The 22,825-nt window shown below is 67.2% G+C and carries 22 protein-coding genes; 10 read left to right on the top strand and 12 right to left on the bottom strand.

Annotated elements, in window-relative coordinates:
• The first annotated feature begins 1 nt into the window (after window position 1).
• Window positions 2-595 (top strand): methylenetetrahydrofolate reductase C-terminal domain-containing protein, encoded by a 594-nt coding sequence (locus J3R73_RS30250; protein ID WP_307436306.1) that lies wholly within the window; start codon window positions 2-4, stop codon window positions 593-595.
• Window positions 592-1,644, top strand: a complete 1,053-nt coding sequence (locus J3R73_RS30245) for a methylenetetrahydrofolate reductase (RefSeq protein WP_307436303.1) — start codon at window positions 592-594, stop codon at window positions 1,642-1,644. The genes J3R73_RS30250 and J3R73_RS30245 overlap by 4 nt, the downstream gene beginning before the upstream one ends.
• 12 nt (window positions 1,645-1,656) lie before the next feature.
• On the opposite strand, the gene maiA is transcribed toward J3R73_RS30245, so the two are convergent.
• The 4 genes from maiA to J3R73_RS30225 form a co-directional block, all read right to left on the bottom strand.
• A complete protein-coding gene (gene maiA / locus J3R73_RS30240) occupies window positions 1,657-2,307 on the bottom strand; it encodes a maleylacetoacetate isomerase (RefSeq protein WP_307437817.1) in 651 nt (216 codons plus the stop codon).
• Window positions 2,308-2,511: 204 nt separating this feature from the next.
• Window positions 2,512-3,570 carry a CobW family GTP-binding protein gene (locus tag J3R73_RS30235; protein ID WP_307436301.1) on the bottom strand — a complete coding sequence of 353 codons (1,059 nt, stop codon included), beginning with the start codon at window positions 3,568-3,570 and terminating at the stop codon, window positions 2,512-2,514.
• A complete protein-coding gene (locus tag J3R73_RS30230; protein WP_307436298.1) occupies window positions 3,567-4,457 on the bottom strand; it encodes a DMT family transporter in 891 nt (296 codons plus the stop codon). Before J3R73_RS30230 ends, J3R73_RS30235 begins: the two co-directional genes overlap by 4 nt.
• 211 nt (window positions 4,458-4,668) lie before the next feature.
• Window positions 4,669-6,000: a D-alanyl-D-alanine carboxypeptidase family protein gene (locus J3R73_RS30225; protein ID WP_307436297.1), complete on the bottom strand. Its 1,332-nt coding sequence runs from the start codon at window positions 5,998-6,000 to the stop codon at window positions 4,669-4,671.
• 300 nt (window positions 6,001-6,300) lie between these two features.
• On the opposite strand from J3R73_RS30225, the gene J3R73_RS30220 reads away from it, so the two are divergent.
• On the top strand, window positions 6,301-6,696 hold the full coding sequence (locus J3R73_RS30220) for a hypothetical protein (protein WP_307436295.1): 396 nt from the start codon (window positions 6,301-6,303) through the stop codon (window positions 6,694-6,696).
• Between the two features lie 123 nt (window positions 6,697-6,819).
• Here the strand turns inward: J3R73_RS30220 and choV are convergent, their stop codons facing one another.
• The 3 genes from choV to J3R73_RS30205 form a co-directional block, all read right to left on the bottom strand.
• Window positions 6,820-8,016 carry a choline ABC transporter ATP-binding protein gene (gene choV, locus J3R73_RS30215; protein WP_307436293.1) on the bottom strand — a complete coding sequence of 399 codons (1,197 nt, stop codon included), beginning with the start codon at window positions 8,014-8,016 and terminating at the stop codon, window positions 6,820-6,822.
• Complete coding sequence (gene choW / locus J3R73_RS30210; protein WP_307436292.1) at window positions 8,013-8,855, bottom strand: choline ABC transporter permease subunit; 843 nt, start codon at window positions 8,853-8,855, stop codon at window positions 8,013-8,015. The genes choV and choW overlap by 4 nt, the downstream gene beginning before the upstream one ends.
• A gap of 205 nt (window positions 8,856-9,060) precedes the next feature.
• A complete protein-coding gene (locus J3R73_RS30205; protein WP_370880051.1) occupies window positions 9,061-10,011 on the bottom strand; it encodes a choline ABC transporter substrate-binding protein in 951 nt (316 codons plus the stop codon).
• Between the two features lie 446 nt (window positions 10,012-10,457).
• Here J3R73_RS30205 and J3R73_RS30200 point away from each other — a divergent pair, with 446 nt between their 5' ends.
• Window positions 10,458-11,240, top strand: coding sequence for a 3-hydroxybutyrate dehydrogenase (locus J3R73_RS30200; RefSeq protein WP_307436288.1), 783 nt, complete (start codon window positions 10,458-10,460; stop codon window positions 11,238-11,240).
• 409 nt (window positions 11,241-11,649) lie between these two features.
• Here J3R73_RS30200 and J3R73_RS30195 read toward each other — a convergent pair whose 3' ends face one another.
• The gene (locus J3R73_RS30195; protein ID WP_307436285.1) at window positions 11,650-13,572 is read right to left on the bottom strand and encodes a potassium transporter Kup; all 1,923 of its coding nucleotides are present in this window, start codon (window positions 13,570-13,572) and stop codon (window positions 11,650-11,652) included.
• A gap of 528 nt (window positions 13,573-14,100) precedes the next feature.
• Between J3R73_RS30195 and J3R73_RS30190 the strand changes: the two genes are divergently transcribed.
• A complete protein-coding gene (locus J3R73_RS30190; RefSeq protein ID WP_307436282.1) occupies window positions 14,101-15,807 on the top strand; it encodes a formate--tetrahydrofolate ligase in 1,707 nt (568 codons plus the stop codon).
• Window positions 15,808-16,035: 228 nt separating this feature from the next.
• Here J3R73_RS30190 and J3R73_RS30185 read toward each other — a convergent pair whose 3' ends face one another.
• Both J3R73_RS30185 and hpt read right to left on the bottom strand, forming a co-directional pair.
• Window positions 16,036-16,506 carry a DUF805 domain-containing protein gene (locus J3R73_RS30185; RefSeq protein WP_307436279.1) on the bottom strand — a complete coding sequence of 157 codons (471 nt, stop codon included), beginning with the start codon at window positions 16,504-16,506 and terminating at the stop codon, window positions 16,036-16,038.
• A 77-nt stretch (window positions 16,507-16,583) separates the two neighbouring features.
• Window positions 16,584-17,114 carry a hypoxanthine phosphoribosyltransferase gene (gene hpt / locus J3R73_RS30180; protein ID WP_307436276.1) on the bottom strand — a complete coding sequence of 177 codons (531 nt, stop codon included), beginning with the start codon at window positions 17,112-17,114 and terminating at the stop codon, window positions 16,584-16,586.
• Between the two features lie 213 nt (window positions 17,115-17,327).
• Between hpt and ftsE the strand changes: the two genes are divergently transcribed.
• The 5 genes from ftsE (at window position 17,328) to J3R73_RS30155 (ending at window position 21,070) form a co-directional block, all read left to right on the top strand.
• Window positions 17,328-18,002 (top strand): cell division ATP-binding protein FtsE, encoded by a 675-nt coding sequence (ftsE, locus tag J3R73_RS30175; RefSeq protein WP_307436274.1) that lies wholly within the window; start codon window positions 17,328-17,330, stop codon window positions 18,000-18,002.
• A complete protein-coding gene (locus J3R73_RS30170) occupies window positions 17,993-18,943 on the top strand; it encodes a cell division protein FtsX (RefSeq protein WP_307436272.1) in 951 nt (316 codons plus the stop codon). The genes ftsE and J3R73_RS30170 overlap by 10 nt, the downstream gene beginning before the upstream one ends.
• Window positions 18,944-19,130: 187 nt before the next feature.
• Entirely contained in the window at window positions 19,131-19,781 is a 651-nt protein-coding gene (locus J3R73_RS30165; RefSeq protein WP_307436270.1) for a YdcF family protein, read from the top strand.
• A gap of 108 nt (window positions 19,782-19,889) precedes the next feature.
• Window positions 19,890-20,660 carry a lysophospholipid acyltransferase family protein gene (locus tag J3R73_RS30160; protein ID WP_307436268.1) on the top strand — a complete coding sequence of 257 codons (771 nt, stop codon included), beginning with the start codon at window positions 19,890-19,892 and terminating at the stop codon, window positions 20,658-20,660.
• 32 nt (window positions 20,661-20,692) lie between these two features.
• A complete protein-coding gene (locus tag J3R73_RS30155; RefSeq protein ID WP_307436266.1) occupies window positions 20,693-21,070 on the top strand; it encodes a hypothetical protein in 378 nt (125 codons plus the stop codon).
• 127 nt (window positions 21,071-21,197) lie between these two features.
• On the opposite strand, the gene J3R73_RS30150 is transcribed toward J3R73_RS30155, so the two are convergent.
• Both J3R73_RS30150 and ureG read right to left on the bottom strand, forming a co-directional pair.
• Entirely contained in the window at window positions 21,198-21,827 is a 630-nt protein-coding gene (locus tag J3R73_RS30150) for a TetR/AcrR family transcriptional regulator (protein ID WP_307436263.1), read from the bottom strand.
• 250 nt (window positions 21,828-22,077) lie between these two features.
• Entirely contained in the window at window positions 22,078-22,701 is a 624-nt protein-coding gene (gene ureG / locus J3R73_RS30145) for an urease accessory protein UreG (protein ID WP_307436260.1), read from the bottom strand.
• Between the last annotated feature and the right edge of the window lie 124 nt (window positions 22,702-22,825).

Genomic DNA, 22,825 nt, shown 5'->3' with positions numbered 1-22,825 from the left:
CATGCGCACGCCCGCCGCCTTCGAGCCTGCCGGAAAGCCCCCCCGCAGCCGCGACAGGTTCGCCCTGCGCTTCTGGGCCATCCGCAAGTCGGCGGCGATGGAACGGCTGTATGACAGGCTGGAGCGCACCCTCGTGTTCCTCGCGCCCGTCTTCACCGCCATCGGCTGGGAACGGCTGGAAAGGCCGGTGGCCGGCATCGAGAAGATGGTGAAGGGCGCCCTGTTCGACTGCCGCATGTGCGGGCAATGCGCGCTGTCCTCCACCGGCATGTCCTGCCCGATGAACTGCCCGAAGGGCCTGCGCAACGGGCCCTGCGGCGGCGTCCGCGCCAACGGCAATTGCGAGGTCTATGCCGACATGCCCTGCGTCTGGGTCAAGGCCTATGAAGGCTCGCGCACCATGGCGGCGGGCGAGGCCATCAACCTGCCGCAGCCGGCCGTCGACCACCGGCTCAAGGGCCGCTCGTCCTGGCTCGCCGTCGCCCGCGCGAAATCCGGCTACGATGCCCGGATGGAGGCGGCGCGGCTCGCGGCCCAGAACGCGGCCAAGGCCGCATCCAAGAGCGCATCCAAGCCCGGCGGAGCCAAGGCATGATCACCGACATCCGCCTGCCTCCCGCCGACGATTTCGGCCCGCACCCCGCCGCGCCGCTGCCCGAGCTGCCCGGCCACACCTCGCGCGGGCGGCTCGAGCGCGTGCTCCGCCGCGGCGAATTCGCCGTCACCGCCGAGCTCAACCCGCCGGATTCGGCCGATCCCGACGACGTGCTGGAGCGGATCAAGCCCTTCGAGGGCTGGGTCGACGCGATCAACGCCACCGACGGCTCCGGCGCACATTGCCACATGTCCTCGGTCGCCATCTGCGCGCTGCTGACCCGGGTCGGCTATTCGCCGGTGTTCCAGATCTCCTGCCGCGACTACAACCGCATCGCCATCCAGGGCAATGTGCTGGGCGCGGCGGCCCTCGGCGTGTGCAACGTGCTGTGCCTGTCCGGCGACGGCGTGCAATGCGGCGACCATCCCGAGGCCAAGCCGGTCTTCGATCTCGATTCGACCGCCCTGCTCGCCACCATCCGCACCATGCGCGACGAGAAGCGCTTCCTGTCCGGCCGCCCGATCACCACGCCGCCGGCGATGTTCCTGGGCGCCGCCGCCAATCCCTTCGTGCCGCCCCACGACTTCCGGCCGATCAACCTGGCCAAGAAGGTCGCGGCGGGGGCGCAGTTCATCCAGACGCAATATTGCTTCGACGTGCCGCTGCTGGAGCGCTTCATGGCGCGGATCCGCGACATGGGCCTGCACGAGCAGTGCTTCATCCTGGTCGGCGTCGGGCCGCTCGCCTCGGCGCGGACGGCGAAATGGATGCGCTCCAACGTCCCCGGCGTGCATATTCCCGATGCCGTCATCGCCCGCCTCGAAGGCGCCCAGGACCAGAAGGCCGAGGGCAAGCGGCTGTGCATCGACATCATCCAGCAGGTCCGCGCCATCAAGGGCGTCGCCGGGGTGCATGTCATGGCCTACCGCCAGGAGGAATATGTCTCCGAGATCGTGCACGAATCCGGCGTCCTCGCCGGCCGCACGCCCTGGCGGCGCGATCTCCTGCCCGGCCCGATGCCGCATGAGGAGATGGTGACCGCGCAATAGGCCGGCGCGCCGTCAGTGCGAGGCCGGCGCCCCCGGCTGGCGCAGCGGCAGCGCACGCGCGAAGGCCTCCTCGGCAAGGCAGTTTTCGGCGATGCGGCTGATGGCGGGCAGGTCGGCGGTCGTCACCTGGAAGCCCCGTGCGCCCATGACCTGGCTGATCAGGCAGAGATCGGCTGATGTCGGCGTGTCGCCATGGCAGAAGCGCCCCGTCGCGGCGTCGCCGGCGAGCCGCGCTTCGCCCTGGACCAGCCCTTCGCGGAACCAGTGGCGGATCCAGGCCGTGCGTCCGGCATCGTCCACATGCAGTTCCTCGCTCAGATAGCGGCGGACGCGCGGCACGATCAGCGGATGGTGGTCCGCGGCGAACAGCAGCGCCAGCGACCGCACCCGCGCCCGGCCACGCGCATCGGCCGGCAGCAGCGGCGGCTCGGGATGGGTTTCCTCCAGATATTCGACGATCGCCAGCGACTGGGTGAGCGGCGGCCCGTCGTCGACGAAGACCGACGGCACGGCCGATTGGGGGTTCATGGCGTGATAGCCGGACGCATATTGTTCGCCCGCATCGATGTCGACCATGGTCTCCTCATAGGGAAGACCCTTGAGATTGAGCGCGATGCGCACGCGGAACGAGGCGGCGGAGCGCCAGAAGCCATACATCCTGATCATGGCCGACGTGGTAGCGCCGATCCGCCGGCGGGGCCAGCCACATTCCGGTGAGGTCGGAGTGCTGGAGCGCGATGGGTTCAGATCGAATCGCGACCGTCACTCCGGGGCGCCGGAAAGGCGGACCCGGAACCCATAAACACCGTCCTGCCAATGGTGCGGTGATGGGTTCCGGCCGGCCTCGGACCCGCTCCCGGGCGCCCGTCAGAACGCCAGCGGATTGTCGGTGAGGGCGGCGACGTCCGGCGCGTCGAGGCGCGGCTCGCCGCAGAAGGCGGCGAACAGGTCTTCGATCCGCCGCCGGTCGACGTCGCGCATGATGAAGACGAGGCGGCTGCGCCGGTCGCCGTCCGGCCAGGCGTCGAGCCGCACGAGCGGATGCAGGACATGCTGCACGCCGTGGATGACCACCGGCCGCTCCGGGTCGTCGGCGAGCTTCACCAGCGCCTTGAAGCGCAGCAGCCCGTCGCCGTGCCGCTCGCGCAATTCGTCGAGGAAGGCGCCCAGCCGGTGCGGCGCCATCGCCTTGTCGGCGGTCAGCACGAAGGAGGCGATCGCCGCGTCATGGGCGCCGAACACCGGGCGTGCCGCGGTCGCGGCCGGACGGCCGAGGCGCAGGGCCGGCGCGGGCGCGTCGGCCGGCGGCAGCGGCAGGGGCGCCGCGGCGAGGAGGTCGCCGGGCCGGACGTCCTGCACCAGGTCGATCGTCGCCCGCGGATTGAGCCTGCCGAGACGTGCGAGGAAGGGATCGAGGCCGGCCCCGGCGAGGTCGGCCTTGCTGACCAGGATGCGGTCGGCGACGGCGATCTGGGCGACGCTCTCGGCATGCGCATCGAGGAGCGCCTCCCCGCGCTGCGCATCCGCCACGGCGATCACCCCGGCGAGGACATAGCCCGCCGCCACCACGGGCGGCGCCATCAGCGTCTGCAGCACGGGCGTGGGATGGGCGAGCCCGGTGGTCTCGATCACCACCCGGCCGAAGGGCGGCAGGGCCCCCGTCTCGCGCCGCGCCGCGAGATCGGCCAGCGTGTCGACGAGGTCGCCGCGCAGGCTGCAGCACAGGCATCCGGACGCGAGCAGCACGACGCCGTCGCCGGATTTCTCCACCAGGAGATGGTCGAGCCCGGCATCGCCGAACTCGTTGATGACGACGGCGGTGTCGGCGAGCGCCGGATCCTTGAGGAGGCGGTTGAGCAGGGTCGTCTTGCCGGCGCCGAGGAAGCCGGTGAGCACGAAGGCCGGAATGGCGATGCGCGCGGTCATGTGCCGAGCGCCGGCCTGCGGCTCTCGACCACGACCGAGCCGACGATGGCGAGGAGCACGAGGCAGCCGCCGGCCAGCTGCGCCGGCGCGAGCGTCTCGCCGAGCAGGCGCGCCGCAAGCAGGATCGAGGCCACCGGCTCGGCGCAGAACACCAGCCCGAGCGCGGCGGGCGGCGCCATCCGCGCCGACGCCAGATGGAGGGCAAAGGCCAGGATGAAGAGCGCGCATGTCATGCCCACGGGCCAGGCCGCCCCGGCGAGAGCGGCGGGCGCAACCGGACCGCCGGCCAGGAGGCAGATGCCGAGCGCGGCCGGCATCTGGATCGCCTGCGCCCAGAAGCCGGCTGCGACCGGCCCGATGGCCCGGGTCGCCCGCGCGGCGAAGAAGAATTGCGCCGCGGCGGCGGCCGAACCCAGCATCGCCAGCACGAGCCCGCGCGGGTCGAGCGAGGTGAAGGCCGGGCCGATGGCGACGACGAGGCCGAGAAAGGCCAGGGCGAAGATCATCAGCCGCGCCGGCGTCAGGCGCTCGCTGTCCACCCACGGGCTGACGACGAGGATGACCAGGGGATAGAGGTAATAGATGATGGTGGCGACGCCGACCGGAATGAAGGCGACCGAGGAGATGTAGCAGATCCCCACGAAGCTGGTGGCGACGCCGAGCCCCAGCACCGGCAGACGCACCCCTTGCGGCACCGCCAGCGGCGCACGGCGCGAGAGGGCGAACAGGCCGAGCAGCGCCACCATCAGGAGGGAGCGGTAGAACACCACATTGGGCCCGGACACGCCGGCTTCGGCCGACAATTTGGCGAAAGGCACGTTCGATCCGTAGGAGACCGCAGCCAGCAGGCCGAGGCCGAGACCGGGAAGAATGGCGTTGCCGTTCATGGCGACTTGAAGTTCATGGCGACCTGAAGTCCATGGCGACCTGAAACGGGAGCGTGTCGGCCGCTCGGCGGCAGGCTCGGACGGAGGGAACAGGTCTGATAGTGCAAATCGCCGGCGATGGCGAGCGGGACGCGCATCACGCCGCCGCCTCCCCGCAAGTGGCACCGCGCAGCCCTCGATCGCAGGGTCCGTTATCGCCCGCCGGCCCGCATCAGCTGTCGGGATGATGCTTCTTGTGCCGGCTCGGCTTGGCCGGCGGCTTGGCATGGGCCGCAGGCTTCACCTTCTTCCCGGCGGTCTTTTCCGTCGCCAGCTTCTTCAGGTTCTTGCGGCCCTTGTTGAGTTTGGGATCGGTGAGCTGCGACGGCATCGCCATGCCCTTCGACGTCTCGGCATAGCCGGCCGCCGTCTCGGCGCCGGCCTTCGCCCGCGCCTGCTTCGTCGTGGAGCGGGCGGGCAGGTCGGCGAGGATCGGCGTGTTCGGCAGCTTGAACAGCGGCCGGCGCGGACCGACATAGGGGCCGACCTCGACGGGCGGGGCGACGGTCCAGCTCGTCAGCAGCGGGCTCGCCGCCGAAGCCTCCTGCGCCTTGCCGGGCAGCACCTCGGCCGTATCCTCGCTCTCGGCCGCGGCATCGCCGCCCCTCTTGCGGTTGCAGGCGATGTCGCGCATGTCGGGCGCGGCGGCATAGGCCGACGCCGGCAATTGCGCGGCGAGCGGCGCGCTGGTGAACAGGCCGCCGCCCTGGTTGTCGTAATTGCTCTCGAACAGCGCCACCGCCTGGTTGGTGCGCTCCTTCGGCGTCGGCGCGCCCATCACCACGGTGATCAGCTTGCGGCCGTTGCGCGTCGCGGTCGCCACCACGTTGAAGCCGGCGGCGCAGGTGAAGCCCGTCTTCATGCCGTCCGTGCCCGGATAGCGATAGACCAGCGCGTTGTGGGTGCGCAGGACGCTGTCGCCGCTGCGGATCGTCTGGATCCGGAAGAGCTGGTCGTATTGCGGGAACTGCGTGATGATCGCGTCGGCCACCAGGGCCATGTCGCGCGCCGAGGTCACCTGGCGCGGGTCGGGCAGGCCGTTGGGGTTGACCCAATAGCTCTGGGCCATGCCGAGCGCCTTGGCGTTGGCGTTCATCTCGGCGGCGAAATTGTCGACCGAGCCGGACACGCCTTCCGCCAGCGCCACGGCGATGTCGTTGGCCGAATGCACCACGAGCATCTTCAGGGCGTCGTCGATGGTGATCATCGTCCCGACGGGATAGCCCATCCGGGACGGCGCCTGCCTGGCGGCGCGGGGCGAGATCGCGATCGGCATGCCGCCGTCGACGCGCCCGTCCTTCAAGGCCTTGAAGACGGTATAGAGCGTCATCAGCTTGGAAAGGGAAGCCGGATACCAGGGCCGGGTGGCGTCATGCGCCTCCAGCACCTTGCCGCTGGCGGCATCGACGACGATGGTGGGATTGGCGGCGGCGGTTTCCCGGGCAAGTCCAAGAACCAGGCAGGCCACGAAACCCGTGGCGGCGGCGCGCGCGAACATACCCATCAAGACCCTCTCCGGATTTTCGGCGGCCACACATCATCCGCAAGGACGGCGTTTTGATGACGACGCCCCCGGAAATCCCTAGCCGTCCCCGCTGGTACACCAAAGACGGCCGCAGCGCCATCCGAAGACGGTGCGGCCGGCATCCCGTCATGGCGCAAAAGCATGAACGCGACATTTACCGCCGCGCCGCCCCGCCCGGCCTTTTTTCGCTGGCTTTGCCGCCCGGATTCGGCAAGATTATCGATCAGGCCACAAAATCGGCATGGAAGGTGGTGCGCGCACCTGTCGCCAGAGGCATCCATGTTCCTGATCAATTTCCCGCTGACGCTCATTCCGTTCGCGGTCTATAATTTCTTCGTCATCGCCGGCGGCAGCGACCCGTGGAACGACCCGGCCTTTTCCTTCGCCACCGGCTCGGGCGTCGTCTTCACGGCCACGCTCGGCCAAGCGCTGACCCTGCTCGCCTTGTTCTTCCTGCTGGTCGAGGCGCTGAAATCGCGCTGCATCGAGATCTCGACCGCGACCGATCACGTTCTCTCCTTCTGCGTGCTCGTCGCCTACGGAGCCGAATTCTATTATATCGGCCGCGCCGCCACCCCGACCTTCTTCCTCCTCGCGGCGATCGCCTTCGTCAGCCTGGTCGCGAGCCTTATGCTGTCGCGCAAACGGGCGAGCCGGCTGAGGATCGAGCGCTAGAGCGTTTTGTGTTTTGACGGAATCGGCAAAACGCAAAGACGCGTCGAAAAACAAAGAGCTAGAGCAGAACGCCGCCTCTGCCTGAACGCGCTTTGCTCTAGAGCATATCCCCTCCCGCCCGGGTCAGGCCGGCTCCTGCCGGCGCAGCACCGCCTGGAGCACGTCCTTCACCCCGATCGATCCGACGAAGCGGTTCTCCTCGTCGAACAGCGCCACCGGCGCGGTGTCGGCATTGTGCATGGCGAGCATCACCGTCTTCAGCGACGTGCCCGGGCTGGCCCAGTAGCAGGGCCGCTCGCCGGGGCGCGGCGGCGCTTCCGCCTCGGCGCAATGGACCCAGGCGCCCGGCACGCCGTCCCGCTCGGCGGCGATGACCTGCCTGTCGGCGTCGAGCTTGAAGCGGGTCGTCCGGCGCTTGTCGAGCCAGACCCAGCCATCCTCCGTCTTGTCGAGGTCGCGGGCATCGCACATCACGTGCCAGGCGGTGAGCACGCTCAGCGGGTTCACATTGGCGATGAATTCGCGCACGTAATCGTCAGCCGGACGCAGGACGATGTCCTCCGGCCGGCCGGACTGCACGATGCGCCCGCTCTCCAGGATGGTGATGGTATTGCCGATCTTGAGGGCTTCCTCCAGGTCGTGGCTGACGAAGATGATGGTCTTCTTCAGCTCCTTCTGGAGCTGCAGGAGCTCGTCCTGCAGCTTGGTGCGGATCAGCGGATCGAGGGCGGAGAACGGCTCGTCCATCAGGAGGATCGGCGCTTCCGTCGCGAAGGCGCGGGCGAGGCCGACGCGCTGCTGCATGCCGCCCGAGAGCTCGTTGGCATATTTGTTCGCCCACTGGTCCAGGCCGACGAGCTTGAGCTGCTGGGCGACCCGCCTGGTGCGCTCGGCTTCGGGGACGCCGGCGAGTTCGAGGCCGAAGCCGACATTCTCCGCCACCGTGCGCCAGGGCAGGAGCCCGAATTGCTGGAACACCATGGCGACGCTGCCCTGGCGGACGTGGCGAAGCGTCGCGGCGTCGCAGGTGACGACATCCACCATCCGGTCGCCGGACTTGACCAGCACGGAACCGCGCGTGACCTTGTTGAGGCCGTTGACGGCCCGCATCATCGTCGACTTGCCGGAACCCGACAGGCCCATCAGCACGCTGATCTCGCCTTCGCGCACGGTCAGGCTGGCGTCGGCGCAGCCGAGCACCGCCCCGGTCTTCGCCAGGATCTCCGCCCGGCTGGCGCCGGCATCGAGCATCTTGAGGGCTTCGCGCGTCCGGGCGCCGAAGATGATGTCGACATTCCTGAAATCGACGGCGACGTTCATGCGTGCGCTCCTTTCACCCGGCACATGCGGTCGAGCACGATGGCCAGCAGCACGATGGCCGCGCCGGCCTCGAAGCCGCGTGCGATGTTGACCGTGCCGAGCGCCTTGATGACATCGGCGCCGAGGCCTTCCGCGCCCACCATGCCGGCGATGACGACCATGGACAGGCTGAGCATGATGCACTGGGTCACGCCCGCCATGATGGTGGGAAGGGCATGCGGCAGCTCGACCTTCCAGAGCAGCTGGTGTGCGGTGGCGCCGAACGCCTCGCCCGCCTCCTTGAGCGCCACCGGCGTCGAGCTGATGCCCAGATGGGTCAGCCGGATCGGGGCGGGCAGGGCGAAGATCAAAGTGGCGATCAGGCCCGGCGCGTAGCCGATGCCCAGAAGCGCGATCATCGGGATGAGATAGACCGGGGTCGGCAGCGTCTGCATCATGTCGAGGACGGGGTGCAGGAAGGCATAGAGCCGCGGCCGATGGGCCGCCATCACCCCGATCGGCGTGCCGACCAGGATGCTGGTGGCGGCCGACCACACCACCAGCGAGATCGTCTTCATGGTGTCTTCCCAATAGCCCTGGTTCCAGATGAACAGGAAGGCGAGGAAGACGAAGAGGCTGAGCTTCCAGGAGCGCTGCAGGAGATAGGCGAAGGCCGCGAAGGCGAGGATGACCACGATCGGCGGGAAGAAGATCAGCACGCCGGCGCTGCCGTCGACGATGAACTCGACCACGGCGGTCACGACATCGAAGAAGGAGCCGAGATGCGCCTGAAGAAGGTCGATGAACACCCGCATGGTGTTGCCGAACGGGATCTTGTGGTCCGTTACCCAGTCGAACATGGCGCCCCTATCCCAGAACTGCGAATGGCAGGTCGATCACGCGGGGCCGCGCTCGTGCCACAGGCACGAGGGGCGCTCCGTTCCGCTCGTCGGCGGTGGTCGGCGGGGCGGCCGGCCTCGGACGCCGGAGGCGCCGAGAGCCGATGACGGCGCCCCGTCGGGCCGTGCGGGGGGCACAGGTGCCTGCCCCCCGGCGGCATGCGGCTCAGAGGCCGAGGCTCTTCTTCACGGCCGGCAGGCCGGGCTGCCCGTCGAAGGTCGTCACGCCCTGGAGCCAGGGATCGAGCACGCCGGGATTGGCCTTCAGATATTCCTCCGCCGCCTTGGATCCTTCCTCGCCGTCGCCGGTGATCTTCTGCATCACCGTGTTTTCGAGGTCGACGGTGAACTTCAGATTGGCGATGAGCTTGGCCGCATTCGGGCATTCGTCGGCAAAGCCGGCGCGCTCATTGGTGTAGACGACGGCGCTGCCGAAGTCAGGCCCGAAGGTGTCGTCGCCGCCCGTCAGGTACTGGATCTTGAAGTTGACGTTCATCGGGTGGGGAGCCCAGCCGAGGAAGACGACGTCCTCGTTGCGGGTGGTGGCGCGCTGCACCTGCGCCAGCATGCCCTGCTCGCTGGATTCGACGAGCTTGAAATCCTTGAGGCCGTCCTTGTTGCCGTCGATCAGGCTCTGCACCAGGCGGTTGCCGTCATTGCCCGGCTCGATGCCGTAGATCTTGCCGCCGAGCGAATCCTTGAACTTAACGATGTCGGAAAAGTCGTGCAGGCCCTTGTCATAGGTCGATTGCGGCACGGCGAGGGTATATTTGGCGCCGGTCGGCAGGTTGGCCCCGACCACCACCACCGACTTGTCCTCGACATAGGGCTTGCGGTCGTTTTCCATGCTCGGCTGCCAATTGCCGAGGAACACGTCGATGTCCTTGCGCTTCATCGAAGCATAGGTGATCGGCACCGACAGCACGGTGGTCTTGGGCGTGTAGCCGAGGCCCTGGAGGACGCGCGCGGTGATCGCCGTCGTCGACGTGATGTCGGTCCAGCCCACGTCGGAGAACTTGACCGTCTTGCAGCTGTCGGGATCGCCGGCGAAGGCGGCGCCCGTCGCCGCCGCAAACACCAGGGCCCCCGCCGCGAATATCCTGCCAAAACCCATCATTTGATAACCTCCCGGAAACGACGAAACACGATGCCGCCCCACCGGAGCGGCGTTGGAACCGATGACGTTCAAACCCCTCTCGTCCCGCACGGGACCAGCCCCTCTGCCGCAAGGTTGATACCTCACGCCAATTCGCTGCGGAAGACCGTTATCGCCCGCTTCCGACGGCGCTGGACGACGCCGCGGCGGTGGCTCGGCTCCCGCTCCCGCCATGGCCGGCATCCGGTCTCATGGCGCTGTTGTTATTGCACGTTATTTTGATTGAACATGCAATCAGTCAAAACAGCAAGAGCTTTGTGCTTGAATTGTGGCTGTCACACCGCCGCCACGTTCGGCGTTTCATGATGCGGCGCAATATCCGGCACGGGCCGCGCCGCGGGCCGGATGCATCCGCATGATCTTTGGCCGGAAGCCGATTTCCGGGATCACGCTCTGAGAGGATCGACATGCTCAAGGACAAGGCAGCCGTCATCACCGGCTCGACGTCAGGAATCGGCCTCGGCATCGCCCGGGCCTTTGCCCGCGAAGGCGCCCACGTCATGCTCAACGGCCTCGGCGACGCCGCCGAGATCGAGAAGACGCGTGCCGCCATCGAGGCCGATTTCGGCGTGAAGGCGCTGTTCTCCCCCGCCAACCTGCTGCACGCCGAGGAAGTCACCCGCCTCGTCACCGACGCCGAGGCGGCGTTCGGCACGGTGGACATCCTCGTCAACAATGCCGGCATCCAGCATGTCGCGCCGATCGACGAATTCCCCGACGACAAATGGGAAGCCATCATCCGCCTCAACCTGATGGCCGCCTTCTACGGCATCAAGGCGGCGCTGCCCGGCATGAAGAAGAAGGGCTGGGGCCGCATCATCAACACCGCCTCGGCGCATGCCCTCGTCGCCTCGCCGTTCAAGTCGGCCTATGTCGCCGCCAAGCACGGCATCGCCGGCCTCACCAAGACGGTGGCGCTGGAAGTGGCGCGCGAGAACATCACCTGCAACGCCGTCTGCCCCGGTTATGTCTGGACCCCGCTGGTGGAGGCGCAGATCCCCGACACGATGAAGGCCCGCAACATGACGATGGAGCAGGTCAAGCAGGACGTCCTCCTCGCCGCGCAGCCGACGAAGGAATTCGTCACCATCGAGCAGGTCGCCGCCTTCGCCGCGTTCCTGTGCTCGGATGCCGCCGCCAACATCACCGGCGCCATATTGCCGATCGACGGCGGCTGGACCGCGGCGTAACTAACGATCGCGGCAATCGTGGGATGTCGGCAAAGACGGCGCCCGGTATCATCGAACGCATAGCTGCTCACGGGTACCGCCGGCACCTTCGACGCTGCTCCTCGTGCGACTTGCATGCTCGGTGAACAACAAGCTGGCGAAGGTCGCGCCGCTCCTCATCCTTACCTTCTCCCCGCGATGCGGGGAGAAGGATCCGACAGCGTCGCATCATGAAAGGCTTGGGCGAGACGAAGGCGCCAACGCAATCTCTCGACGCCGAAGTCCCCTCGCCCCGCTTGCGGGGAGAGGATGGAGGTGAGGGGCTGCATCGCCCGATCCATCATTCCTGCAGGCCGGCATCGCGGCTTTCACAGAGCCCCGACGGCACAACGCACCTGAGGGGCACCTCGAACCGCGCTGTCGAAGGCCGTCAGATCAGGACCTGCGTGCCGATCTCCACCACGCGGTTGGAAGGAATGGAGAAATAGTCGCTGGCGTCGTCGGCGTTGCGCGCCAGGATGACGTAGAGCCGGCGCTGCCAGCGCCACATCGTCGCCTGCTTGCCGCCGCGCAGATGCCGCCGCGACAGGAAGAAGGAGGTGTCCATGATGTCGAAGGACCATCCGGCCTTGCGGCACAGCGCCAGCGCCTTGGGCACGTTGGGGCTTTCCATATAGCCGAACTGCACGCGCATCTTGGTGAAGGAGGCCGAAATCTGCTCCAGCGTGATGCGGCCGCCGCCGATCACCTTCGGATCGTCCGTCGTCTCGATCGTCAGGATCGCGACCTTCTCGTGCAGCGCCTTGTAGTGCTTGAGGCTGTGGAGCAGGGCCGTCGGCGCATAGTCGGGATCGCTGGTCAGGAAGACGGCCGTGCCGGAGACGCGCGTCACCGAGCCCTTTTCCAGGCTCTTGACGATGGTCATCAGCGGCACCTCGGTGCGGCGCGTCTTCTCCAGCACGACGCGCGTGCCCTGGCGCCAGGTGATCATGATGACGATGAGGATCATGGCGATCATCAGCGGCACCCAGCCGCCCTCGAACACCTTCAAGAGGTTGGCGGCCAGGAAGACGAGGTCGATGAGGAGGAAGGGCGCGATCACCAGCGCCGCGGCGACCATGGTCCAGCGCCAGACCTTCCAGATCACCAGGAAGGCCATCATGGCGGTGACGACCATGGTGGTGGTCACGGCGATGCCGTAGGCCGAAGCCAGACGCGAGGAGCTCTCGAACACCAGCACCAGCAGCAGCACGCCGATCATCAGGATGGCGTTGACCTGACCGATATAGATCTGGCCCGACTGCAGCTCGGAGGTGTGCGCCACCTTCATGCGCGGCAGCAATCCGAGCTGGATGGCCTGGCGCGTCAGCGAATAGGCGCCGGTGATCACGGCCTGGCTGGCGATGATGGTGGCGATCGTCGCCAGCACGACCATCGGGATCAGGAAGACGGGGTGCTGCGGCACCAAGAGGAAGAAGGGGTTGGCGAGGAATTCCGGGGTCGGGTTGTGCAGGATCAGCGCACCCTGGCCGAGATAATTGAGGGCGAGCGAGGGCAGGACCAGCGCCATCCACGCCGTCTGGATCGGCTTGCGGCCGAAATGGCCGAGATCGGCATAGAGGGCCTCGGCGCCGGTGACGGCGAGGAAGACCGCTCCGAGCGCGACGAAGCCGATATGGCCGTGGCTGATCATGAAGGCGACGGCATGCCAGGGATTGATGGCGGAGAGGACGGAGGGCTCGTCCATCAGGTGCCACAGCCCGGCCACGCCGATCACCGCGAACCAGACGACCATGACCGGCCCGAAGAACGCGCCGACCCGGGCCGTGCCGTGGCTCTGCACGGCGAACAGGGCGATGATGATCACCACCGTGAGCGGCACGACGAATTCGTCCAGCGCCGGGGTGACCAGCTTCATGCCCTCGATCGCGGACAGGACCGAGACGGCGGGGGTGAGGATGGCGTCGCCATAGAACATCGCGGCGCCGATGGTACCGAGGATGAGCAGGATGGTGCCGGAGCGTCCGAGGGCGCGCTGCGCCAGCGCCATCAGCGTCAGCGTGCCGCCCTCGCCCTTGTTGTCGGCACGCAGAAGCAGCAGCACATATTTCAGCGTCACCACGATGATGAGCGCCCACAGGATCAGCGAGACGACGCCGAGAACGGCTTCCCGGCTCATGTTCCGGCCGCCGTCCGTCGCCGCATGCAGGGCCTCGCGGAAGGCATAGAGCGGGCTGGTGCCGATATCGCCATAGACCACGCCGATCGATCCGAGCGTCATCGCCCAGAATCCATGGCCGTGCTTGTGGCTGTTGGCATCCTCGCTGGTGTCGAGGGCGGTTGCAAGGCCCATGCGGGCAAACTCCGTTCGGAACCGGTCGAGCGCGCCGCGATCGCCGTCGATCGGAGCACATCTCTGTTGTCTATCTCAACCTATTTTCTCCCGGCCCGCCGCTGCAAGCCGGTGCCGGACTTTCCGATGGACCGTCATACCGCAGATCGAACCCCCGGTGCGGTGCGGAAAGGCGGGGGCCTCATACACGCTTCTGCCGCCCGGGCATAGAGGCGGCAACACAAATGAATGCCGGCCTGCCCTCCGAAATTCGCAACGCTCGCGTCCGGGGCCGCCGTTTCCCAGGCGCGGCCGTAAGACGGTCGCCGCCGTCGCGGAGGCGACACATCCTGTGACGGTTTCGGACAAGCGGTCGGATGGCCGATCGGCTACCTATCTTCCATGCGACGGCGAGTCGTATTCAGAATAGTTCTCACGTCCGGTTCGGGACAATTTCAACGCCCTCCAGATCCACTGAGAAGAAAAATATTTTCATTTCGGTGAGAATATGTCTCAACTCGCCAGGTCAACGCCAGCCGGGAAAAAAGCATGGCCCAAGATCCGAAGAAGCCACTGAGCGACATTGAAATCGCGCGTCAAGCGAAGATGCAGCGCATCGAAGCGATTGCCGAGAAGGCCGGTATTTCCGACGAGGCCTACGAGCCCTATGGCAAGCACATCGCCAAGATCGATCTGGCCAAGCTGCCCGACCTCGAGAGCCGCCCGGACGGCAAGCTGATCCTCGTCACCGCCATCAATCCGACCCCGGCGGGCGAGGGCAAGACGACCACGACGGTCGGCCTCGGCGACGGTCTCAACCGCATCGGCAAGAAGGCGATGATCTGCCTGCGCGAGCCTTCGCTCGGCCCCTGCTTCGGCGTCAAGGGCGGCGCGGCCGGCGGCGGCTATGCCCAGATCGTACCGATGGAGCAGATCAACCTGCACTTCACCGGTGACTTCCACGCCATCACCTCGGCCCATAATCTGCTGTCGGCCATGATCGACAACCACATCTACTGGGGCAACTCGCTCGGCATCGACACCCGCCGCGTCGCCTGGCGGCGCGTGCTCGACATGAACGACCGTTCGCTGCGCCAGATCAATTCCTCGCTCGGCGGCGTCTCCAACGGCTTCCCGCGCGAGGACGGCTTCGACATCACCGTCGCCTCCGAGGTGATGGCGGTGTTCTGCCTCGCCAAGGATCTCGTCGACCTCGAGGCCCGCCTCGGCAAGATGATCATCGGCTACACCCGCGACAAGAAGGCGATCACCGCCGCCGACATCAAGGCCTCGAGCGCCATGACGGTGCTGCTCAAGGATGCGATGAAGCCCAATCTGGTGCAGACGCTGGAAGGCAACCCGGCCTTCGTGCATGGCGGCCCCTTCGCCAACATCGCCCATGGCTGCAACTCGGTGGCCGCGACCCGCGCCGGCCTGAAGCTGGCCGACTATGTGGTGACCGAAGCCGGCTTCGGCGCCGATCTCGGCGCCGAGAAGTTCTTCGACATCAAGTGCCGCAAGGCCGGCCTGACCCCGGCCGCCGCCGTCATCGTCGCCACGGTCCGCGCCCTGAAGATGCATGGCGGCGTGCCGAAGGACCAGCTCGGCAAGGAAAACCTGGCGGCGCTGGAGAAGGGCCTCGCCAATCTCGGCCGCCATGTCGAGAACGTGCGCAAGTTCGGCGTCCCCGCCATCGTCGCCATCAACCATTTCAGCGCCGATACGGCGGCCGAGCACGCGCTGGTCGCGACGCATTGCCGCGAGCATTTCGGCGTCGACGCCGTGGTCTGCAGCCATTGGGCCGAGGGCTCCAAGGGCACCGAGGAGCTCGCCCGCCGGGTGGTCGAGCTCGCCGAGGAGCCCCATCCGCTCGACGGCCGCGGCTTCCGTCACCTCTACCCCGATGATATGCCGCTCTGGGAGAAGATGCGCACCATCGCCAAGGAGATCTACCGCGCCTCCGACATCGTCGCCGACCAGAAGGTGCGCGACCAGTTCCGCGACATCGAGGCGGCGGGCTATGGCCACCTGCCGATCTGCGTGGCGAAGACGCAATATTCCTTCTCGACCGACCCGAACCTGCGCGGCGCGCCCGTCGACCATGTCGTCCCGGTCCGCGAGGTGCGCCTGTCGGCCGGCGCCGGCTTCCTCGTCGTCATCTGCGGCGAGATCATGACCATGCCCGGCCTGCCCCGCGTGCCTTCCGCCGAGATCATCCGCCTCGACGCCAACGGCCAGATCGAGGGCCTGTTCTGACGATGGCGCTCCGGGCGGGCGCATCGGTCGCGCCGCCCCTCGCCCTTCCGTCGGCATCGGGCGGAAGGGGTGACCAGCGTCGCGTTCTGCCGATGGGCGCGGCGGGATGCCGCCCTGCAGGTCCGGAAGACACGGCATGGGCTCGTAAGCAACACAGCCGGCGCTTCCCAGGGAGGCGCCGGTTCTTTTACGCCGATCCGATTCTTTTGACGCCGATCCGAACCGGCTTCAGAGCTGCCCCTTGCGGAAGCCCAGGTCCCGCACCTGCCAGGCGGCGACGGCGAGGAACGCCGCGAACATGACCCAGCGGCCATAGACCGGCAGGACCTGGTCGGTCAGGATCGGCGAAAAGGTGACGATATAGATCGCTGCCGGCAGCACGAGCCCGAGCTTGGGCGATTTTCCCAGATCATTGTACCGCTTGGCACTGACGAAATAATAGCAGACATAGACGAGGATGATCAGGATGTTGAAGAGCGCCGAGAGGTAGACGCCCTGCGTCAGCAGCCCGAGCATGCTGGCTTTTTCGTCCGCTGCCAGGCTTTCGCCGAGAAGGGTCACGCCGGTGGCGACGAGCGCCACCAGGATCCAGGCGATGGCGAGCATCGCCATGGCGCCCCACCAGGTGGAACGGTCGATGCTTCCCTTGTCGTTGCGGAACAGGAAGCGGAAATTCTCAGCGCTCAGCATGCCGGCCATCGATCCTCCCGGCCCATCGCAGCGATGATGCGCCCTCGCCTGCCTCATCGCACCCCGCACCGTGCGGGATCAAGGCGCTATTTCTCGACGACGCCGACAAAGGGCAGTTCGCGGTAGGAATGCGCGACATCCATGCCGTAGCCGACGACGAAGACGTCGGGGCAATCGAAGCCGATGAAATCGGCATGGATGTTGACGGCGCGCTTGCCGGGCTTTTCCAGGAGGACGCAGGTCAGCACCTGCTTGGCGCCGCGCGCGGCCAGCAGGTCCTTGGCGAAGGCGAGCGTGCGGCCGGATTCCAGGATGTCGTCGACGAGCAGGATGTTGCGTCCGCGCACGTCGCTCTCGACGTCCTGCAGGATCGCCACCGTGCCGGACGAGGTCGTCGCGGCGCGATAGCTCGACAAATGCACGAATTCGACCTCCGGCGACAGGCCGGCCGCATGCATGGCGCGCAGGAGATCGGCGGCGAACACGAAGGAGCCCTTCAGCACGGCGACGACGATGAGATTGTCGAGTTGGCGTGCCTTGATCTCCTCCACCAGTTCGGCATTGCGCCTGGCGATCGTCTCGGCGTCGAACAGTACCTTGATCTTGCGTGTGGACATCGAACCCTCGTTTCCTGGCGCCAGCATAAACGCAGGACGCCACCCGCCACAATGGGCGCGAGGCGGCCCGCCGCCCGCTTCCCCGCCGCCACGCCGTCCGGGCAGGTCCGCCATCGGCGGGCTCGGCTGCCGATTTTCGTTGGCGTTTCGTTAACGTTAATAGCTCGTTAACGCCCTCGGGGCAGAGTGCCCGCAAATGCGAGGGCATCAGAGTTGATCCGGTTCGAGAATGTGGGCTTGCGCTATGGGATGGGCCCTGAAGTGCTGCGTGACGTCTCCTTCGACGTGCCCTCGAACTCGTTCCAGTTCCTCACCGGCCCCTCGGGCTCCGGCAAGACCACGCTGCTGCGCCTCCTCTTCCTGACGCTGAAGCCGACGCGCGGCCTGATCCACATGTTCGAGCAGGACGTGATGATGCTGTCCAAGCGGGATCTGGCCGACACGCGCCGGCGCATCGGCATCGTGTTCCAGGATTTCCGCCTGCTCGATCATCTCACCACCTACGAGAACATCGCCCTGCCGCTGCGCGTGCAGGGCCAGGACGAGGCGCGCTACCGCGCCGAGGTGGTGGAGCTGCTGCATTGGGTGGGCCTCGGCGAGCGCATGCATGTGCTGCCGCCGGTGCTCTCCGGCGGCGAGAAGCAGCGCGCGGCGATCGCCCGCGCCCTCATCGTCCGCCCCGAGCTCCTGCTGGCGGACGAGCCGACCGGCAATGTCGATCCGGCGCTGGCGCGCCGGCTCCTGCGCCTGTTCATCGAACTCAACCGTTCGGGCACCTCGGTCGTCATCGCCACCCATGACGAGAGCCTGATGGAGCTGTTTCCGGCCCGCCGCCTCAGGCTCGAAGACGGCTACCTCACCGTGCAGGAGCCCGCGGCATGGTCATGAGCGAGAGCCTGCAGGCAGCCAACCGCCGCGCCGAGACGCTGATCCGCCCGACGGCGCCGATCGTGCCGAGCGGCTCGATCGCCGGACGGTCGCTGATGGCGGTCGTCGCGATCATGACCTTCCTCGCCGCGCTCACCGCCGGCAGCGTGCTGCTCATCGCCGCCGCGGCGTCCGACTGGGGCTCGCAGGTCGCACGCGAGGTGACGATCCAGGTCCGGCCGGTCGAGGGGCATGACATCGAGGCCGCGGTCGCCAGGGCGGTGGCGGTCGCGCGGTCGGCCGACGGCGTGAGCGACGTCCAGCCCTATAGCCGCGAGGAGACGGAGCGCCTGCTGGTGCCCTGGCTCGGCGAGGGCCTCGACATGAGCGACCTGCCGGTTCCCCGGCTGATCGTCGTCAAGATCGCCGCGGGCGCCCAGCCCGACTTCCAGGTCCTGCGCAAGGCCCTGGCCGACCAGGTGCCTGGCGCGAGCCTCGACGACCATCGCTTCTGGATCGCCCGCCTCACCGCGATGGCCCACGCCATGGTCCTCGCCGGCCTCGCCATCCTCGTGCTGATGATCGTGGCGACCGCCCTGTCCGTGGTGTTCGCCACCCGCGGCGCCATGGCGGGCAACCGCGACGTGGTCGAGGTGCTGCATTTCATCGGCGCCCATGACAGCTTCATCGCCAACGAGTTCCAGCGCCATTTCCTCTGGCTGGGGCTGAAGGGCGGCGGCCTCGGGGGCCTGGCGGCAGTGCTGACCTTCATCGGCGCCCACCTCCTGGCGACGCGCTTCGTCGCCACCGCCGGGGGCGACCAGATCCAGGCGCTCTTCGGCTCCTTCGACATGGGCTGGCAGGGCTATGTCGCGACCGCCGCGGTGGTCGTGCTGATCGCCGTCATCACCGCGGCGACCTCGCGCATGACGGTGCATCGCGTTCTTCGAGGACAGCTATGAGGGGACTTCCATGAGCGTCTGGCAGGGCTCCACGCCCGTTCCGTTCTACACGCGCGCAGCCGACCCCATTTTCGCCCAAGCTGTGCGCAAATCTTTCCTGCGCGACGAACCGAGGCGGGCATCTTCCGTGCGCTTGGCCAGACCAGACTCCCTTGCGGCCCCGGACGAGGATGATCCGGAAGCCCCGGTGCGGGCGGACGGGCCCCACCCGCGGAGCTGGCTGCGCTGGGCCACGGAGATCGCCGGCGCGATCCTGCTCTTCCTCACCGCGGCGGTGGTCACGGATTTCGTCTATTTCGTCGGGACGCTGCAGGCCGAGGTCCCCGCCGCCACCGTGCGCGCCGACGGCATCATCGCCCTCACCGGCGGCGCGGAACGCATCACCGAAGCGCTCGACCTCCTCACCGAGGGCCGTGCCAGGCGCCTGCTCATCACCGGCGTGAACAAGGCGACGAGCGAGGAATCCCTGTCCGTCCACAGCGCCGGCGGCGCCGAAATGCTCGACTGCTGCGTCGACATCGACCGCAACGCTCTCAACACGCTCGGCAATGCGCTGGAGACCGAACGCTGGGTCCGCGACAAGCGGTTCAAGTCGATCATCGTGGTGACCTCGAACTACCACATGCCGCGCTCGCTGCTGGAACTGCGGCGCGTGCTGCCCGAAACCACCCTGATCCCCTATCCAGTGATCTCGCAGAGCCTGAAGCTCGACCATTGGTGGACGGACCGGGCCAGCATCCGCCTGCTCGTCTCGGAATATGTCAAATATGCCGTCGCGACCTTCCAGCTGCGGATGGAACGGCCGACCATGGCGGCGCACACAGCGAATGCAGATTGAACGCGGGACATAAATCGAGCATAGGAGGCGGGAAGACGATCCCGGAAGTCGCGGCTTTTCGATCAGGATCATGCGCGAGAGACTGTCCGTCACGATTGAAACCGCCTCATGCTCATCCTGCGCTCGCTGCTGTTCAACCTCCTCTATTACGTCAATATCGTCGTCTGGATGGTCGCGGTCCTGCCGACCTTCGCGCTGCCGCGCCGGGTCCTGCTGAGGGCGGTGAAGGCCTGGGCCCGCACGAATCTCTTCCTGATGCGCCATGTCGCCGGCATCACCTGCGAGATCCGCGGGCGCGAGAACATTCCGCCCGGCCCTCTCCTCGTCGCCTGCAAGCACCAGTCGGTCTGGGAGACCTTCGCGCTCTTCCTCGTCTTCGACGACCCCTGCTACATCCTCAAGCGCGAATTGATGTGGCTGCCGCTGTTCGGCTGGCTGGCCGCCAAGCAGCGCATGATCGCGGTCGATCGCGGCGCGCGCTCCCGGGCGATGAGGCAGATGCAGATCGACGGCCGGCGCCAGCTCGCGGACGGCCGGCAGATCGTCATCTTTCCCGAAGGCACCCGCCGGGCGCCGGGCGCGGAGCCGGCCTACAAATACGGCGTCGTCTACCTCTACAGCGAATTCGGCGTGCCCTGCGTGCCCGTCGCCCTCAATTCCGGCGTGTTCTGGCCGCGCCGGCAGTTCATCCGCCGGCCCGGCCGCCTGGTGCTGGAGATCCTGCCCCCCCTTGCGCCGGGCGAGGACAAGGCCGCCTTCTTCGACAGGCTGCAGGCCGTCATCGAGACGGCGTCCGCCCGGCTTCTGGCGGAAGCCGGTGCCCAGCCGGCGGATGTGGCGGCCCTGGGGACAGGCGAGAACGAAAGGGAATCGGCTTGACGCCGTCCGGAGCATTGTTCTATGTTTGTTCTATGGAACAGATCGCGATTCGTTCTCATTGCCGCCTGTCTGACCGCCGGGCCTTCACGCCGCTGCCGGCTCTCGGCCGCGAAGCACCGGACGCCGCATCCCGCTTCCGCCGCTGGCGGGGCGCTTCCGGCAAGTCCTATCTGGTCTCGGTCTATCCGATCGGCGAATGCCCCGATTATGTCGATGCCGTACTGATCGCCGTCGATGCGGCGAGCGGCGCCCGCGTGTGGATCGGCGAAGCCGGTACGGGCGGCGCGGGCCTTGCCGCCACGCTGTCGGCCGCCGCCCGGGCCGGGGCCAGCGAGGTCCACGTGCATCTGCTCGCCGGCGACGAAGCCGGGCGTCTCGCCGCCATCCTGGACCTCGGCGGCCGCCACTGACCTCGGCGGCAATCCGCCTTGCGACAAGTTTTGGGAAAGCCCCTCCCGGAGCCGACCGCGCAGGCGGGGATCCCACGCAGAAACGACAGCGGCACCCGCTTCCCGGGCCCGCGGCATCCGGGCGCTCCTACGCTCCCTTGACCGGTGCCGAGACTTTGACCGGCGCCACTGCCGCGATCACGGTATCGAACACCGAATCGACGAAGGCCTGGTCGGGCGGCGTCACCGTCGCCAGGAATTTGAACATGATCGGCGAAAGGATCATGTCGACGACGAGATCCGGATCCACGCCCTCCCTGATCAGCCCCTTGTGGATGGCCGCCAGGACGAAGCCCCGGGCGAAATCACGCCGGCGCTGCAGGACGAACTCCCCGACCCGCTCGCGGAAGGCCCGCTCGAACTGCGCTTCGGCGAAGAGCGCGCGGTAGCCCCTCTCCATGGCCGGGCTCGGCAGGAGCTCCACCAGCCGGTGCAGATAGGCGCGGAAATTCACCAGGGGCTCGCCCCCCGCCATCATCGGCGGCAGGCTTTCGGTGTAGCGGGCCAGGAAGGCGTCGAGCAGAAGATCCGCCTTGCTGTCATACCAGCGATAGATCGTCTGCTTGCCGACGCCCGCCGAGCTCGCGATGCGCTCCACGGAGACGTCGCGGTAATGGCCCTGCTCCAGCACATGCATCGCCGCCTGGAGGATGGCCTGGTGGGTCTCCATGCTCCGCGGACGCCCCGCGGAGCGTACGCGTTCTCCGACAACGCTCATGACACTCTATCCTTAAATCAACATCATTAAACAAAACGAACCGTCTCGTATATATACAGGTTGGTGCGACATCTTTCAATGGACTTTTTCAACACCCCGGCCAGAAGGCGCTGTTCGGGGCGTTTTTCAATGAAACCGGCGTCAATGCGGCAAGATTGAGACGGCACTGATCAGATAATTTCCAATCCGTGCCGTATTGTTATTCACGCTGCCAAAAGATCGCGCTGCGACATATCCGGCGACGGGAGGATCAGGCGGGGCTCAACCCGCCGCGGCTGACGATGAAATCCTCCACGGCAAGCACGCCTTCGCCGGCCTTCACATTGGTAAAGACATGCGGCCGTCCCTTGCGCATCCGCGTGGAGTCCCGGTCCATGACCTCCAGGCTCGCGCCGACGAGGGGGGCGAGGTCGGTCTTGTTGATGACGAGGAGATCGGAGCGGGTGACGCCGGGGCCGCCCTTGCGCGGAATCTTGTCGCCGGCGGAGACATCGATGACGTAGATGGTGAGGTCCGCCAGCTCGGGCGAGAACGAGGCGGCGAGATTGTCGCCGCCGGATTCGATCAGGATCACGTCGAGGCCGGGGAAGCGCTGGTTCATCTCGGCCACGGCGGCCAGGTTGGCGGAAGCGTCCTCGCGGATCGCCGTATGCGGGCAGCCGCCGGTCTCCACGCCCATGATACGATCGGCATCGAGCGCGCCGGAGCGCGTCAGGAACTCGGCGTCCTCCTTGGTGTAGATGTCGTTGGTGATGGCAGCGATGTCGTATCTGTCGCGCAGGCTCTTGCACAGGGCGTCCACCAGCGCGGTCTTGCCCGAGCCGACGGGCCCGCCGACGCCCACGCGCAGGGGGCCATGTTTCGATTTTGTCATTGCAGTTCCTCTTCCTTCCCGCGTCCGGCGGACCTGCCGGCGGGCGCAAGCCACGTGTCGGGAGCAAATATCATGCCTCTTGCCGACGGCCATGGGAATGGAGGATGCGGCGGAATGCCCTCGC

It is taken from the genome of Labrys monachus, from assembly GCF_030814655.1.
GTDB classification, from domain to species: domain Bacteria; phylum Pseudomonadota; class Alphaproteobacteria; order Rhizobiales; family Labraceae; genus Labrys; species Labrys monacha.
Note: the sequence above shows the minus strand (reverse complement) of the source record. Positions and strands in the feature narration are given on the sequence as shown.